Annotated in this window: 13 protein-coding genes and 4 tRNA genes; 5 read left to right on the top strand and 12 right to left on the bottom strand. The window is 30.8% G+C overall.

Annotated elements, in window-relative coordinates; all coding sequences use genetic code 11:
- Positions 1 to 64: 64 nt before the first annotated feature.
- On the top strand, positions 65 to 1,315 hold the full coding sequence (locus tag ELQ07_RS01940) for a serine/threonine protein kinase (RefSeq protein ID WP_070316570.1): 1,251 nt from the start codon (positions 65 to 67) through the stop codon (positions 1,313 to 1,315).
- Positions 1,316 to 1,329: 14 nt separating this feature from the next.
- Positions 1,330 to 2,694: an L-serine ammonia-lyase gene (locus tag ELQ07_RS01935; RefSeq protein WP_134224655.1), complete on the top strand. Its 1,365-nt coding sequence runs from the start codon at positions 1,330 to 1,332 to the stop codon at positions 2,692 to 2,694.
- Between the two features lie 8 nt (positions 2,695 to 2,702).
- On the opposite strand, the gene ELQ07_RS01930 is transcribed toward ELQ07_RS01935, so the two are convergent.
- The 7 genes from ELQ07_RS01930 to ELQ07_RS01900 form a co-directional block, all read right to left on the bottom strand.
- A complete protein-coding gene (locus tag ELQ07_RS01930; RefSeq protein WP_134224654.1) occupies positions 2,703 to 3,224 on the bottom strand; it encodes a hypothetical protein in 522 nt (173 codons plus the stop codon).
- Positions 3,205 to 4,215, bottom strand: a complete 1,011-nt coding sequence (ribD, locus tag ELQ07_RS01925) for a bifunctional diaminohydroxyphosphoribosylaminopyrimidine deaminase/5-amino-6-(5-phosphoribosylamino)uracil reductase RibD (RefSeq protein WP_096702731.1) — start codon at positions 4,213 to 4,215, stop codon at positions 3,205 to 3,207. The genes ELQ07_RS01930 and ribD overlap by 20 nt, the downstream gene beginning before the upstream one ends.
- A 202-nt stretch (positions 4,216 to 4,417) precedes the next feature.
- Positions 4,418 to 4,505: transfer RNA gene (locus tag ELQ07_RS01920), tRNA-Ser, on the bottom strand.
- 21 nt (positions 4,506 to 4,526) lie between these two features.
- Positions 4,527 to 4,600: transfer RNA gene (locus tag ELQ07_RS01915), tRNA-Cys, on the bottom strand.
- Positions 4,601 to 4,618: 18 nt separating this feature from the next.
- A tRNA-Leu gene (locus ELQ07_RS01910) sits at positions 4,619 to 4,707 on the bottom strand.
- Positions 4,708 to 4,716: 9 nt separating this feature from the next.
- Positions 4,717 to 4,791 (bottom strand) — tRNA-Gly (locus tag ELQ07_RS01905).
- Between the two features lie 71 nt (positions 4,792 to 4,862).
- On the bottom strand, positions 4,863 to 5,615 hold the full coding sequence (locus ELQ07_RS01900) for a hypothetical protein (RefSeq protein WP_134224653.1): 753 nt from the start codon (positions 5,613 to 5,615) through the stop codon (positions 4,863 to 4,865).
- 73 nt (positions 5,616 to 5,688) lie between these two features.
- On the opposite strand from ELQ07_RS01900, the gene mutY reads away from it, so the two are divergent.
- Positions 5,689 to 6,708, top strand: coding sequence for an A/G-specific adenine glycosylase (mutY, locus tag ELQ07_RS01895; RefSeq protein WP_052858794.1), 1,020 nt, complete (start codon positions 5,689 to 5,691; stop codon positions 6,706 to 6,708).
- Here the strand turns inward: mutY and ELQ07_RS01890 are convergent.
- Entirely contained in the window at positions 6,694 to 7,953 is a 1,260-nt protein-coding gene (locus ELQ07_RS01890) for an MFS transporter (protein WP_134224652.1), read from the bottom strand. The genes mutY and ELQ07_RS01890 overlap by 15 nt on opposite strands.
- A gap of 165 nt (positions 7,954 to 8,118) precedes the next feature.
- On the opposite strand from ELQ07_RS01890, the gene ELQ07_RS01885 reads away from it, so the two are divergent.
- Positions 8,119 to 8,976, top strand: a complete 858-nt coding sequence (locus ELQ07_RS01885) for a radical SAM/SPASM domain-containing protein (protein WP_208357099.1) — start codon at positions 8,119 to 8,121, stop codon at positions 8,974 to 8,976.
- Here the strand turns inward: ELQ07_RS01885 and ELQ07_RS01880 are convergent.
- From ELQ07_RS01880 to ELQ07_RS01865, 4 genes are read right to left on the bottom strand one after another with little or no spacing between them, the layout of a single operon-like run.
- Positions 8,973 to 9,779, bottom strand: a complete 807-nt coding sequence (locus tag ELQ07_RS01880; RefSeq protein WP_070241013.1) for an ABC transporter substrate-binding protein — start codon at positions 9,777 to 9,779, stop codon at positions 8,973 to 8,975. The genes ELQ07_RS01885 and ELQ07_RS01880 overlap by 4 nt on opposite strands.
- Positions 9,776 to 10,552 carry an ABC transporter ATP-binding protein gene (locus ELQ07_RS01875; protein WP_134224651.1) on the bottom strand — a complete coding sequence of 259 codons (777 nt, stop codon included), beginning with the start codon at positions 10,550 to 10,552 and terminating at the stop codon, positions 9,776 to 9,778. The genes ELQ07_RS01880 and ELQ07_RS01875 overlap by 4 nt, the downstream gene beginning before the upstream one ends.
- Positions 10,552 to 11,538: an iron ABC transporter permease gene (locus ELQ07_RS01870; RefSeq protein ID WP_134224684.1), complete on the bottom strand. Its 987-nt coding sequence runs from the start codon at positions 11,536 to 11,538 to the stop codon at positions 10,552 to 10,554. Before ELQ07_RS01870 ends, ELQ07_RS01875 begins: the two co-directional genes overlap by 1 nt.
- Positions 11,513 to 13,636 (bottom strand): TonB-dependent receptor, encoded by a 2,124-nt coding sequence (locus tag ELQ07_RS01865; protein ID WP_134224650.1) that lies wholly within the window; start codon positions 13,634 to 13,636, stop codon positions 11,513 to 11,515. Before ELQ07_RS01865 ends, ELQ07_RS01870 begins: the two co-directional genes overlap by 26 nt.
- 193 nt (positions 13,637 to 13,829) lie before the next feature.
- On the opposite strand from ELQ07_RS01865, the gene ELQ07_RS01860 reads away from it, so the two are divergent.
- Positions 13,830 to 14,585, top strand: a complete 756-nt coding sequence (locus ELQ07_RS01860; protein ID WP_052793662.1) for a HugZ family heme oxygenase — start codon at positions 13,830 to 13,832, stop codon at positions 14,583 to 14,585.
- The last annotated feature ends 5 nt before the right edge of the window (positions 14,586 to 14,590 follow it).

Genomic DNA, 14,590 nt, shown 5'->3' with positions numbered 1-14,590 from the left:
ATAATTATTTATAAATATTTTGCTAAAATAAAAGAGATACAATCTTATAATTTAAGGAAGAATAATGAATACTCCTAAATGGACTAGTCACGATACAAGGTGGGTTTTATCTCTTTTTGGAACAGCTATTGGAGCCGGCGTACTTTTGTTACCTATTAGTGCTGGGCTTGGTGGATTGATACCTTTGCTAGTTATACTTGTTTTAGCTTTTCCTATGACTTACTTAGCTCATAGAAATTTATGTCGCTTTGTGCTTTCAAGTTCTAATCCAAAAGATGATATTACTTTTGTTGCAGAAAGTTATTTTGGCAAGGGTGGTGGATTTTTAATTACGCTTTTGTATTTTTTTGCTATTTTGCCCATTTTATTGGTTTATAGTGCTAATCTTACAACAACTTTACTTGAATTTTTAGTCAATCAGTTTAATTTCAATGCAGATCTTACTCATGCTGCTCGTTGGTGGGTGAGTTTTTTGATTGTTGGAGTTTTGGTTTTGATTTCTATTCTTGGTGAGAATGTTGTGACAAAAGCAATGAGTTTTCTTGTTTTTCCTTTTATTATATTTTTATTTATTTTTTCATTGCTGTTAATTCCACAATGGAATTCATCATTATTTACAAATGCCGATTTTTCTGTAATTTCAACAAGTAATTTTTGGGTTACTTTATGGCTTGTTGTTCCTGTGATGGTATTTAGTTTTAATCACTCTCCTATTATTTCTTCGCTTGCTTGTTATTGTAAAAAAGAATATGGTGATTATGCTGAACCTCGCGCTAGAAAAATTATTTCTTTGGCAATTATTCTTATGGTTTTTGTTGTAATGTTTTTTGTTTTTTCTTGTGCTTTAACTTTTACACCAGAAGATTTTGCATCAGCAAAAGATCAAAATATCAATATTCTTACCTTTATAGCAAATAAATTTCCTGAAGTTTCTTTGCTGACTTATGTTGGGCCTATTGTTGCACTTGTGGCCATTAGTAAAAGTTTCTTAGGACATTATCTTGGTTCTCAAGAGGGCTTAAATGGTATTTTATATAAAGCAAGTAATGGTAAAATTCAAGGTAAATTCGCTCAAACTTTAACAGCGATCATTACCTTTGCTATCGCTTGGTTTGTTGCGTATAAAAATCCAAGTGTTATAGGAATTATTGAGGCTATTGGTGGTCCTGTTTTGGCTATTTTGCTTTTCTTAATGCCGCTTTATTGTATTTATCGTTTTGATATTTTGGCAAGATTTCGTAATAAATTTTTAGATCTTTTTATTTTGGTAATGGGAATAGTTGCAATTTCTGCTGCAATTCACAATCTTTTATAAATTAAGGATAAAAAATGAGTAATTTAAGCATTTTTAAAATAGGTGTTGGCCCTTCTTCTTCTCATACTTTAGGGCCTATGCTTGCTGGAAATTTATTTTGTAAAAAAGTTGCTAAAAAGCTCGATGAAATTGATAGAGTTGAAGTCACTCTTTACGGTTCTTTGTCATTAACAGGTAAAGGACACTTGAGTGATAAGGCTGTAATTTGGGGGTTAAATGGCCTAGAAGCTAAAAATTTAAGTGCGGCAATACAAGATGAAGCAAATAAAAATGCTATTGAAAATGCTCAAATTGATTTTTGTGGCGAGAAAAAACTTTGTTTTAATTATGAAAAAGATTTGATATTTTCCAAAGATTTTTTACCTTTGCATGAGAATGGTATGAAGATTAAAGCTTATGATTGCAAAGGTGTGTTAATTGATGAAGAAACTTATTATTCTGTAGGTGGAGGCTTTGTTTTAACAGCTGCACAATTAGAAAAAAAAGGTAAAAATTCCAACCAAAATAAAAAGAAAAAACTAGATATAGAGCTTAACAATGCAAAAGAAGCTTTAGAACTTTGCGATAAAAGAGATTGGGATTTAGCAGAGCTTTCTTATCGTTATGAATTGCAATTTCACACTAAAGAGGAAATTCGAGCTTATTGTCTTGAAATTTGGGAAGTGATGCAAGAAGTGTATTATAATGGCACACATCCAAATGAAGATTATTTGCCTGGAAAACTTCATTTAAAACGTAGAGCCAAAGGGCTTAAAGAAAGAGTGGCGATGACAGCTGATCCTATGGGCATTATAGATTTTATTTCTTTATATGCTATTGCGATTGCTGAAGAAAATGCTAGCGGAGCAAAGGTTGTAACCGCACCAACAAATGGAGCATGTGCTGTTATCCCTGCTGTTATGCTTTATCTTAAAAATCATACTATAGGCTTTAGTGATGAAAAGGCTATAGAGTTTTTATTAACAGCAATGCTTATAGGTTCTTTTTATAAGAAAAATGCAAGTATTAGCGGAGCAGAAGCAGGCTGTCAAGCAGAAATTGGTAGTGCTAGTTCTATGGCAGCTGCGGCTATGGCAACAGTTTTAGGAGCTAATGCTTTTAAAGCATGCAACGCTGCTGAAATGGCAATGGAGCATCATCTAGGTTTAACTTGCGATCCAGTTGCAGGACTTGTGCAAATTCCTTGTATAGAAAGAAATGCCTTTGGAGCTATTAAGGCTATAAGTGCTGCTAGAATGGCAATGACACGTAAATCTACTCCCATGGTAAGCCTTGATGATGTTATAGAAACCATGTACGAAACAGGAAAAGATATGAATTATAAATACAAAGAAACTTCTTTAGGTGGTCTTGCTACAAATTTAAAAACAGTATGCTAAAGTATTTTTTACACTTTAGTGTATTTTTTCATTCTTTGACTTAAAAATTCTTTCATTTCTTCTTTGGAAAAACTTTTAAGAATACGAATTTGCTTAAAAAGCAAGCCAAGATTGATTGCTCCCATCACTAAAAGTAATAAGCAAATCATTAAAAAAACAAGATCTATGGCTCCAAATTCATTAATCATAGCCAAACTTGCAAAAAATACACTCGCTAATAATAAAAAAAATAAAAGCAATATTTGTTTTAATTTTGCTTCATTAAAATTATCACAATTTTGAGTAAAATTTCTAAAAAGTATGATCTTTTTACCCAAATTTGAAACTAAAATTTCATCATTTTCTTTAAATAAGTCTTCTTTTAAACTTTGATAAAAAAAGATTTCATTGTTTAAATTTAAATCATCTTTGTAGCTTGATAAGGTGTAGTTTTTGTAAAAAAAGGATTTTAATTCATTTGTCTTTTCTATTTTAAATAATCTTAAATCATTTCTTGCATAAAAAAATCCACTAAAGTTCATAAATGCCATAAGTATCACTCCCTAAAAAATTCCTATAAAGTGGCTTGAAATTTAAAGGTATTGTAACATTTTTTTCATCATTTAAACTTGAACTTTGGAAAATCAAAAACATATCTATTTCATCTTTAAAGATTTCTAGAAAATTTTCTCCACCCTCATACATTAAAAATTTTGCTTCACTTGGAATTTGGGTATAAATTTGGCGGTTTGGAACTTTAAATAAAGGGATATTTTTATCAAAATTATCTATATTTTGACGGCTTAAGATACAAAGATTAGGCGCTTTTGCTTTGCAAAGCCTAGCATCTAGTATAGGATGATCTTTTCTTATGGTTTCTCCACCGACTACAAGCAAATCAATCACCGCTCTAATTTTATGTGCATAAGCGCGACTTAGCTCATTGCTTACGATTTTGCCAAAAGGCGAGCCATTCATAGAAAGGGCTAATTTAAAAAGTTTAAATTGCCCTTTTTGCCATTTTAAAAAAGGTTTTAAAAGTTTTTTTCCTTCTTCTTTAAGTATGTCAAATTCAACCTCTATGCCTTGTTTTTTTAAAAATTCAGCCCCACCACTTGCGATTTTATTTCCATCTTTAACGCTGATGAAAATTTTTTTAAAACCTAGCTCGCTAAAGAGTTTTGCACAAGGAGGCGTTTTTCCTTGATGAGAGCAAGGCTCAAGTGTGACAAAAGCTATGCTATCTTTAAATACACCTTGATGGTTTTTGCAAATAAACTCATGTAAGGCGTTTGCTTCTTTAGGCAATGAAATTTCAGGTCTTAAGCTTTTAAAAGCATGAGTTATGGCATTAAGTTCTGCATGAGCTAATCCAGCTTTTTCATGAGCTTTTATGGCTAAAATTTTTCCATTTTTATCTAAGATTACACAGCCTACAGCCGGATTTGGATAGGTTAAAAACTGATATTTCCAAGCCTCATTTAAGGCTAAATTCATATAAAATTCTTTCATTTGCCTACCTTGTATTTTAAAATTTGACATATTTTTAAAATTTTATATTTTTGTTTTAAGATAACAAATTCTAAATTTTCCATTTGTATTTCTTATTTTTAGTTATATTAGTCATAGTTTTTCTAAGTTTTTTAGGATATAACAAAAATAGTAAGACCGAAGTATTATTTTTCATTTGTAGTATCCTTTATAATTTCAGGAATGATATAATTGATAAACTAGAAAGTCTTGGTGGCCGGGAGAAAGGGATTCGAACCCCTGGAGGTGTGACCCTCAACGGTTTTCAAGACCGCCGCTTTCGACCACTCAGCCATCTCCCGATAAAGTAAAGTTTTGCCTTTTGGAGGCGACATCCGGATTCGAACCGGAGATCAAGGCTTTGCAGGCCCATGCCTTACCGCTTGGCTATGTCGCCCTGATAATGTTGAAAAAGTGGTGCCCGAGGCCGGACTTGAACCGGCACGGAAGAAAAATTCCGAGGGATTTTAAGTCCCTTGTGTCTACCAATTCCACCACCCGGGCGGGTGATTATGGAGCGGGAAACGAGATTCGAACTCGCGACCCCAACCTTGGCAAGGTTGTGCTCTACCCCTGAGCTATTCCCGCATAAATTTCTGAAAGAATTGAAGATAAAAGTATAGCAAAATAAACTTAAAAGGAGTTTATTTTGCCTTAAGTTATTTGCAAATAAATAAAGCTTTCGCGCTTAAAATTTGTTCTTTTTCGCTGATAATTGGAGATGAAAGTTCTATATTGCTAGATTTCGCATTTAACATTCTAGGTGCGATATTGGCATTTGTATTTACTTGTAAATTTTTCAATACACAAGTTTTATTAAGATCTAAAGAGTAAGTTTTTTCATATTCGTATGATGTTTTTAAAAGCTCTTTGTAGAGATTTTCTTTGTTGTTGTTTAGTGTATCTTTTGAAAATCTTGTTTGTATGGCTGGTGTTGAAACGCTGATGAAATTATTTTTAGCTATGATAGAATTGATGTCATTTAAAAGCTTGTTAAAATCTGCAAGTCGGTTTTCTTTAAATTCACATTCTAAATTCGCATCAAATCTTTGACCTTTTGGGGTTTGTATACCATCTTTATAGGAAAAATTAGGCTCTAAAGAAAAACTTCCTCCGCTACAAAAATTTTCTTTTTTTGAGCGTTCTAAAATTTGATTGAAAGTATTTGTGATTTCGGCTTTTTCACTATTGTCTAATGTGATTTTTGAGCTTAAATTTTCATTTGCCCAAAAATTAATATTTGCATATAAAATATCGGGTTTTAGTGTATTGCTTACTTCTATATTTCTTGAAAAATATAAATCATGATTAGAGTCTTTTTTGCCTAAAAATTCTACATTAAAAACTACTCCTGCAACAAAAAGTAATAAACATAAAAAACCTACGCCTAAACCTTTAAAAAAAGCTAACATTTAATATCCTTAATAATTTAATTTGAGCTAATTTTAGCAAAAAATTTTAAAATTTTTTGTTATACTTTCATTTATGCAAAAAAAAGAGCTTGAAAAACTGCAAGAAAATTTACTTCTTTGGTATGAAAAAAATGGACGCAAAACTTTGCCTTGGCGTAATTTACAAAGTCAAAATTGTGATGAAAATTTAAAGCATATTGATAGAGCTTATGGGGTTTATATCAGCGAAATTATGCTTCAACAAACTCAAGTTAAATCAGTTTTAGAAAGGTTTTATTTTCCCTTTTTGCAAAAATTTCCTACTTTGCAAAGTTTAGCTAAAGCCAATGAAAATGAGCTTTTAAAGGCTTGGCAAGGGCTTGGTTACTATACTCGTGCTAGAAATTTAAAAAAGGTGGCCTTAGAATGCGTGGATAAGTTTGGAGCTAAATTGCCCAAAGAAGTTGAGGAACTAAAAAAACTAAGCGGTATAGGAGCTTATACAGCAGGTGCTATAGCTTGTTTTGGCTATGATCAAAAGGTTTCTTTTGTTGATGGTAATATACGCCGTGTGCTTTCTCGTCTTTTTGCTTTGGAAAATCCTAGTATGAAAGAACTTGAAAAAAGAGCTAAAGAGCTTTTAAATATAAATCATGCCTTTGATCATAACCAAGCTTTGCTTGATATAGGAGCATTGGTTTGTGTGAGTAAAAATGCAAAGTGTGGAATTTGTCCTTTGTATGATTTTTGTCAAGGCAAATTTCATACAGAGCTTTATCCAAGAGCTAAAAAAATACTTTATCAAAGTGTAAATTTAAATCTTTTTTTGTTTGAATTTAATAAAAAATTTGCCATAGGGCAAAGTCAAGATAAGCTTTATAAGGGTATGTATAATTTTCCTTTTTTTAAAGAAGGAGAGTATAAACTTTCTAAAGATATGAGTTTTGTAGGGGAGTTTAAGCACAGCTATACTAAGTATAAACTTAATATCAAGGTTTATCATCAAATTTTAAACAATGAAAATAAAAATTATGAATTTCAAACCTTAAAAGAGTTAGAAAGTACCGCACTTTCAGCACTTTCTTTAAAAGCGTTAAAATTAATTAAGCTCTGATTTTTTAGGCAAGCATAAAGTAGCTATAAGCATGATGATTGTAAAAATAGCTATATATATAAAAAAGCCATTTTCTATACCTGCATTTTTAAATTGCAAAGCAACCCAAGGAGCAGATCCTCCAAAAACAGCATTTGAAATAGCATAACCCAAACCTGTCCCTAAAGCCCTTACATGTTCAGGAAAAAGTTTTGCTTTAAAAATCCCGGCAACTGAAGTATAAAAACTTAAAATAACAAACAATAATACTACTAACATAAATGTCAAAGAAGGATTATTTTGCACGTTATTGGCTATAAGTGAAAAAATAGGATAAATTCCTACCAATGCCAAAATACAAAATACAATTAAAGAACGTTTGTGACCTATTTTATCTCCTATATATCCAAAAAGAGGTTGAATGATCATTAGTATAAATAAAGCACCTAAAAAAAGATTATTAACAAGCATTTTATCCATACCCGTATTTTCCATAAAAGTTTTAGTATAAGTTGTAATAGTATAAAAAGCTAAAGAACCCCCAGAAGTAACCCCAAGCACCATTAAAAAAGATTTCCAAGATTTGCATAATGCTTTTAAAGTACCACGATCTTCATGCTGGTGAAGTTTTGTAGCACTTTCATTCATCATTTTTCTTACAAAAAGCGAGCCTAGTGCTAAAATTCCACCTATTACAAAAAGTATTCTCCAAGCGTAATCTTTCATATCATCAATACTAAAAAATAAAAACATTATGCTAGTGCTTGCAACGGCCAAAAGTTGACCACCTATTAGGGTTACATACTGAAAAGATGAGTAAAAACCGCGTTTTCCTTCTGTAGCAAGTTCTGAAAGATAAGTAGCTGCTATGCCATACTCCCCACCTACACTAAGACCTTGAATGAGTCTTGCTATTAAAAGTAAGATAATAGCAAGATCGCCCACTGTATCTTTGCTTGGCAAGGCTGCTATCATAAAAGAGCCCAAAGCCATTAAAACCACTGATATAACCATAGATTTCTTACGACCTACTTTATCAGCTAAAGAGCCAAAAAGCCAAGAGCCTATAGGACGCATAAAAAATCCTGCTGCAAAAACCCCAAAGGCATTGATTTGCTGGATAACAGGATTATCTGAAGTTGAAAAAGTATGAGCAAAATAAGTTGCTGTAAAAGCATAGATATAAAAGTCAAACCACTCTACTAAATTTCCACTACTTGCAGCAATAATAGAGCGAATTTTTTTTGTGCGAGTAAGCTCTTGCATAAACCCTTCCTTAATTTTAGATTTTTATTTAAGTATAGTGTGATTTTTGCTTAATATATTTAAAAATAAAGAAGAGAAATAAAAAAGATAAAAATATTGATAAAAATGTTACATATTTTAATAAATTTCATAAATTTTGGTAAAATGTTTACTCTAGGAAATATAATGAAATTTAAAAAAATATATATAGAATTAAGCGATATTTGTGGTTTAAAATGCGATTTTTGCCCTTCTCAAAAAGGAATTCGCGGGGTAATGAGTGAAGAAAAATTTCAAAACTTAGCTTATGAAATTTCTAATAAAGCTGAGCTTTTTACCTTTCATCTTTTGGGTGATCCTTTGCTTTTGCCTAATTTTGAAAATTATCTAAAAATCGCAAAAGGTGAAGCTATGAAACTTGAAATTACTACAAGTGGCTTTTATCTAAATTCTAAAAATCAAGCTTTATTGTTAGGGTATGAGAATATCCATCAAATCAATATTTCTTTAATGTCTTTTTTAAGTCAAAGCAAAATTTCTTTAGAACAGTATTTTAAGCCTATTTTAGAACTTTGCAAAAAGCATTTAGAGCAAAAAAGCCTTTCTTTTATCAATCTAAGACTTTGGAATTTAGATGCTAATTTTAAAGCACCTAAGTCAAATTTAAAAATTTATGAGTTTTTAGCCAAAGAATTTGAAGTTAAGATCGATACAAACTTAAGTAAAAATCGCTTGCAAAGACATATTTTGCTTCATCAAAATAAACTTTTTAAATGGCCAAATTTAAAAGATGAACCCCTTTATAAAAAAGGAAAATGTCATGCTTTAAAAGAGCAAATTGGGATTTTAAGTGATGGAAGTTTAGTGCCTTGCTGTTTGGATACTAAAGCAGATATTAACTTGGGAAATGTTTTTGAAAATAACTTTGATAAGCTTTTTAAATCACCGCGTATAAAGATGATGAAAAAAGCTTTTAAAGAAGATGAACGCATAGAAAAGCTTTGTCAAACTTGCGAATTTTTTAAAGCAAGATTGGGTGATTAAAAATTGTTATTTTCTAGCTTTGTTTTAAATTCTTGAATTCTATCTATTATCTTAGGACTAAGACGTAATAATATATGTGTATCTTTGTTAAAATAAATACTCCCTGTTTTAACTGCTTTGGTATTTTTCAATAAAGCATTTGTATCCAAAAGATTGTTTTTAGCATTAATTCCAAGAATGAGTATGTCTGGATTTTGTTTCAGTATATATTCTGCTGATATAACAGGTCTTGAAATTTGACTTTGCGGACTTAAATTTTTAATCCCTATAAGTCTTAAAATATCAGCTATTAAAGAATTATTATTAAAGGCCATTAAAGGGTTGCTAGAATAAAGATAAATCGCACTTTTATTTAGGGGTTTATCGCTTAATTTTTTTAAATTTTGGGTAAATTCTTGTTTTAAAAGCTCTGCTTCTTTTTCTTTTTTGGTGATTTGGCCTAAGGTTGTGATATTTTTTGTTATATCTTCTAAACGCTCGGCTTTTAAATTGATACTTTTGATACCAAAATTTTTAAGTCCTTCTTCTAAATTTAAAGAATAAGAGCTTAAAATCACCAAACTTGGTTTTAATGCTACTATTTTTTCAAGTGAAGGATTTGAAAAAGTGCCTACACTTGTAAGTTTTGAGGTTTGATCTTTAGGATAGATATTTGAGTGTTGTAAAGTGGCAATGCCTACGATTTGATCTTCAGCCTTAAGCATAAAAAGGGTTTCTATGCTTGCAGGATCAAGCACTACAAGGCGTTCTTTTGCATTTAGTGTGATTAAAAATAAACTCATAATAATTAAAATTTTTTTCATTTTTTCTCCTTTAAAGCTAAAATATAAGGTTTAGAATTTTTATAAATAATCTCGCAGTTTAAATCATAAATTTCTTTTAAAATTTCTTGAGTAAAAAGCTCTTTGCTCGTTCCAAAATACTTTATTTCCCCTTCTTTTAAAAAAAGGATTTTATCGCAAAACATGGAAGCTAAATTTAAATCATGCAAGATAGCAACAACGGCTATATTTTTTTCTTTAACTAGTTTTTCGCAAAGAGTTAAAAGCTCTATAGCATAGTTTAAATCAAGGGCTGAAGTAGGTTCATCTAAAAAAAGAATTTTTGGCTTTTTAAGCAAAGCTCTTGCTAAAAGCATTCTTTGAAATTCACCTCCGCTTAAAGAAAGTATACTTCTTTCTAGAAAATTTTCAAGTCTTAAATCCTTAGCAAATTCTTTAATTTCTAAAATATCTTCTTTGGAATAAGAACTAAAAGCGTGTTTTAAATTCGCATATTTGCTCATTAAAAGCACATCGATGACTTTTAAAGGGGTGTTTAATTCTGATTTTTGAGGTACAAAACCACAAATTTTGGCAAATTCTTTAAGAGAAAAATCCTTGATATTTGTATTAAAAAGACTTATTTCTCCTTTATTTGGACTTAAATTTTTAAGTATAAGTTTTAAAAGAGTGCTTTTGCCTGAGCCATTTGGCCCTAAAATTCCTACAAAAGCCTGATTTTTAAGTTCTAAATGAATGTTTTTTAGTAAATTTTTTTGGTGATAAGCAAAGCTTAAATCATGTATTTTTAGCATTATAAAAATCTCCTAGCGCTTAAAGCCAAGTATAAAAAAATAGGAGCTCCAAAAAATGCAGTTAGGATTCCAATCGGAATTTGTACAGGGGCTAAAAGAGTTCTTGCTAAAGTATCACAAATAAGTAAAAATAATCCTCCAAATGCTGTACATAAAGGGATAACTAAGGCATTATCATAATTTTTAAGCAAAAGTCTTATAGTATGAGGAATGATGAGTCCAACAAAGCCTATAAGTCCGCTAAAAGCAACCGCAAAAGATACAGCCAAGGATGAGACAATGAGTAAATTTATTTTTAATTTTTGAGCATTTACCCCTAAATTTCTAGCTTCATCATCTCCGCTTAAAAGTATGTTTAATTCGTTTTTATGAGCGTAAAAATAAAACAAACAAAAAATTAAAGGCAAGATTAAAATTCCCACACGAAACCAAGAAGCATTGCCTATATTTCCCATAAGCCAAGCGACTATTTTAAAAGAATCCTCGCCTATAAGATAGGTGAAAAAAGAAGTAAAAGCCCCTAAAAAAGATGAAGCTGCTATGCCGATAATGAGTAAAGTCGCTATAGAAGCCTTAGAAGAAATTTTAAAAACTCCTAGGGCAAAAAAGGCAGAGCAAACAAAACCTAAAATTCCATAATAATAATCATTCAATTTTAACAAATACGCCAAAACCGCTCCAAAGGTTGCCGCAGAAGCTATACCTATGATATAAGGATCGGCTATAGGATTTGAAAATACATTTTGAGTGATAGCCCCACTACTAGCTAAAAGCATACCGATTAAAATCGCCATTATAATGCGTGGTAAGCGTCCATCTATGATGATTTGTCTTAAAATTTCATCTCGGCTAAAGATATATGAAAAAAGTTCTTTTGGGTTTAAATTCTCATCTCCTAAGCAAAGTGCTGTAAAAGAAGCGATTATATAAGCTGCTACAAGCCCTATAATCACTAAAATTTTAGAATGCGTATTTAAATTCAACATAGTAGTTTCTGCCATTCCCAGCTAGGTATTGATCATTTATACTGTCTTGGTATGTGTAGTATCTTTTATCGAAAAGATTGCGAATTCCTGCTAAAATTTGTAATTTTTTATAATTATATTTCATGCCAATATCTGTTAAAAAATAATCCCTTATCCAAGAATTTTTAGACATTTTTCCTGTATTTTCATCTATAATTCCACCATCTTTTGCTCTAGAAAAATAGGTTAAATCAATAAAATTTGAGAAATTTTTATTCCAAGCGTATTCGAGCCCAGCTGTGGCTTTGATTTTTGAAACATAAGGAATTCTCATGCCGTCATTAACGCCTTTAGAAATTTTAGCATCAAGATAAGTTAGACTTTCTCTAAAGATTAAATCATCATCTAAAAAATTTTGACTCAGGCTTAATTCTACTCCTAAACGGCGAGTTTGATCTATATTATAATATTGCCAAAATCCTCCACCTGTTGCGTGAGGGTTTCCAAGATAAGAAATTTCATCTTTGCTTTGGGTGTAAAATAAAGTTAGATTAAAGCCGTAAAAATCCCACCAAAAATCATCAATTCCTAGTTCAAAAGTATCAAAGATCTCAGGATTTAAATTTGCAGAATAATACTTTTGTGAATCTTTATCCTTATTCACAAATTGTGCTGGACTTGGAGAGACAAAACCTCTTTCGTATTTGATATAAAGCTTTCCTGTGTCTGAGTATTTAAAATTTGGAGTAATTTCAAAGGCGAAGTTATGACTTGTATCATCGGTTGAAAAAAGCTCTGGAGTGCTTGGTCTAGGAACGCTTGATATAATCATATTGCTAGTGTAATTTCTATTTGTGTCATAAAGACTATATTCATATCTTGCTCCACCTGAAATACTAAAAATATCGTTAAATTCATGAGAATCAAGAGCGAAAATAGAATGGCTTTGTTTAGTCATATCCATAAGCGTTGTCATAGTATGACTCATTTGAAACCTAGGGCTATTTACATCATAATGAATAATGCTTGTTCTTTTTGCATCATGGTTTGCAAATTCATAACCAAAAATAAAATAAGAATTATTTGCATAATTTAGCTTGTTTTTTAAACTTACCCCTGTAAGTGTGTCTTCAAAACCACTTCCATTTTGATATACAGGAAGATTCATATCTCTATAACTCATTGTAGAAACATCTTTTAGATAATTGATCTTTTGATTTTGCCAAAAAGCTTCTAGGTTAAATTCCCATATATCATCAAAATAGTAATGATAATCCAAAGAAATTTCAGGGCGATTGATTTGTGTGATATTGTCACTATTGCCTTTTTGAGTTGGATCGCTTTGAGCTTGTGCTTTTGTTAGATAGCCACTGCTGGTATTTTTGCTTTTAAAATAATTATAACCCAAAGTTAAATCGCTATTATCATTGATATCAATATAGGTTTTTGTGTTAATAAAATAACCTTTTTCATTATAACCTTCTTGATATCCATCAAGGTTAAAACTTTGTATATCAAAGCTAAAAGCTAAATTTTCATTTATTTGTTTGGCACCATTGATACCTAAATTTCCACCTAGTCCACCATGATCATAAGCACTGCTTTTTAAATTTATAGCAAAAGCATCTGATTTTTGTTTTTTTGTAATGATATTAATCACACCCCCTCTAGTACCACTTCCATAAAGCACAGACCCACCTCCAGGTATGATTTCTATGCGTTCTACATTATCTAAATTGATACTATCTAGCGGGGTTACACCATGGGAATTATCAAGAACATTAATAGCACGCCCATCGATCATAACTTTTACAGCTATATTGGATTTATCTCCTTGTCCACGCATATCTATATTGCGTCCAAGTCCAAAATTTACAAAGCTAATACCCGAAATTCTTTCTAAGGCTTGTTCTAAGGAAACATAACCTTTATTTTGCAGATCTTTGCCTTCTATGCTGATTACATTGCGTAAATTTGAGTCTGCATCTTGCTCAAAACCTGTTGCACTAACAACAACTTTTTGTAATTTAATAGCTTCATTTGATTCTTGCGCATTTAAATTAGTTATTAGCAATAATGCAAATAAAGATAACTTAAAAGCTTTTTTATTTGGATGCAAATTTTACTCCTTAAATAAAATAAATAATGATAATTTATATCATAATAATTTAGAATGAAATTTATCCTTTATTAACTTAATTTAGTATAAATTTTTGTTAAAATAGATAATTTGTATATTTTAAGTGCTTTTTAATTTGATAATTGATACCATTTTTTTTAATATTTTATTTTAAAATCAAGAAAGGATAAAAATGAATTTTCAAAGCATTATTTCTCATATGAATGATCATCATAAATCAAATTTAGTTGATCTTTGTAAAAAATTTGGTGGTATTGAGCAAGTGCAAGATGTTTTTCTAAAAAGTGTTGATTTTAATGGCTTGGATCTTGTTTACAATGATAAAGAAAATTTACGAGTGGAATTTCCTAAAAAAGCCGATGAAAACACAATTAAAGATACTATAATATCCCTTTGCATGAGTGCAAAGAGTGAGCAAAATTTTAGTGGTGTAGAAAAAGAATTAAATGAATTTATGCTAAGTTTTAATTCTGTAGCTTTGGCAACTTTAAATACAAATGGAGAAGTTGTTTGCTCGTATGCACCTTTTGTAAGCACAGAATGGGGAAATTATATTTATATAAGTGAAGTAAGTGAACATTTTAACAACATCAAAGTAAATCCAAACAATATGGAAATAATGTTTTTAGAGGATGAGAGTAAAGCTGCTTCTGTGATACTTCGCAAAAGATTGCGCTATAGAGTAAATGCAAGCTTTTTAGAGAGAGGTGAAAGATTTGATCAAATTTATGATGAGTTTGAAAAACAAACCGGAGGAGAAGGAGGCATTAAAACTATACGCAAGATGCTTGATTTTCATCTAGTAAAGCTTGAATTTAAAAAAGGACGCTTTGTAAAAGGTTTTGGTCAAGCTTATGATATAGAAAATGGAAATGTTGCACATGTAGGTGCTAGTGGAAATCCACATAAATTCCCACATAAGCATTAATTTGT

Origin of the sequence: Campylobacter sp. US55 (assembly GCF_004378955.1) — a bacterium.
GTDB classification, from domain to species: domain Bacteria; phylum Campylobacterota; class Campylobacteria; order Campylobacterales; family Campylobacteraceae; genus Campylobacter_D; species Campylobacter_D jejuni.
This window is presented reverse-complemented; position numbering and strand designations above follow the sequence as displayed.

Coding starts and splice junctions, on each gene's coding strand:
- ELQ07_RS01940 (WP_070316570.1), top strand. CDS start 65: ATGAATACTCCTAAATGGACTAGTCACGATACAAGGTGGGTTTTATCT.
- ELQ07_RS01935 (WP_134224655.1), top strand. CDS start 1,330: ATGAGTAATTTAAGCATTTTTAAAATAGGTGTTGGCCCTTCTTCTTCT.
- ELQ07_RS01930 (WP_134224654.1), bottom strand. CDS start 3,224: ATGGCATTTATGAACTTTAGTGGATTTTTTTATGCAAGAAATGATTTA.
- ribD (WP_096702731.1), bottom strand. CDS start 4,215: ATGTCAAATTTTAAAATACAAGGTAGGCAAATGAAAGAATTTTATATG.
- ELQ07_RS01900 (WP_134224653.1), bottom strand. CDS start 5,615: ATGTTAGCTTTTTTTAAAGGTTTAGGCGTAGGTTTTTTATGTTTATTA.
- mutY (WP_052858794.1), top strand. CDS start 5,689: ATGCAAAAAAAAGAGCTTGAAAAACTGCAAGAAAATTTACTTCTTTGG.
- ELQ07_RS01890 (WP_134224652.1), bottom strand. CDS start 7,953: ATGCAAGAGCTTACTCGCACAAAAAAAATTCGCTCTATTATTGCTGCA.
- ELQ07_RS01885 (WP_208357099.1), top strand. CDS start 8,119: ATGAAATTTAAAAAAATATATATAGAATTAAGCGATATTTGTGGTTTA.
- ELQ07_RS01880 (WP_070241013.1), bottom strand. CDS start 9,779: ATGAAAAAAATTTTAATTATTATGAGTTTATTTTTAATCACACTAAAT.
- ELQ07_RS01875 (WP_134224651.1), bottom strand. CDS start 10,552: ATGCTAAAAATACATGATTTAAGCTTTGCTTATCACCAAAAAAATTTA.
- ELQ07_RS01870 (WP_134224684.1), bottom strand. CDS start 11,538: ATGTTGAATTTAAATACGCATTCTAAAATTTTAGTGATTATAGGGCTT.
- ELQ07_RS01860 (WP_052793662.1), top strand. CDS start 13,830: ATGAATTTTCAAAGCATTATTTCTCATATGAATGATCATCATAAATCA.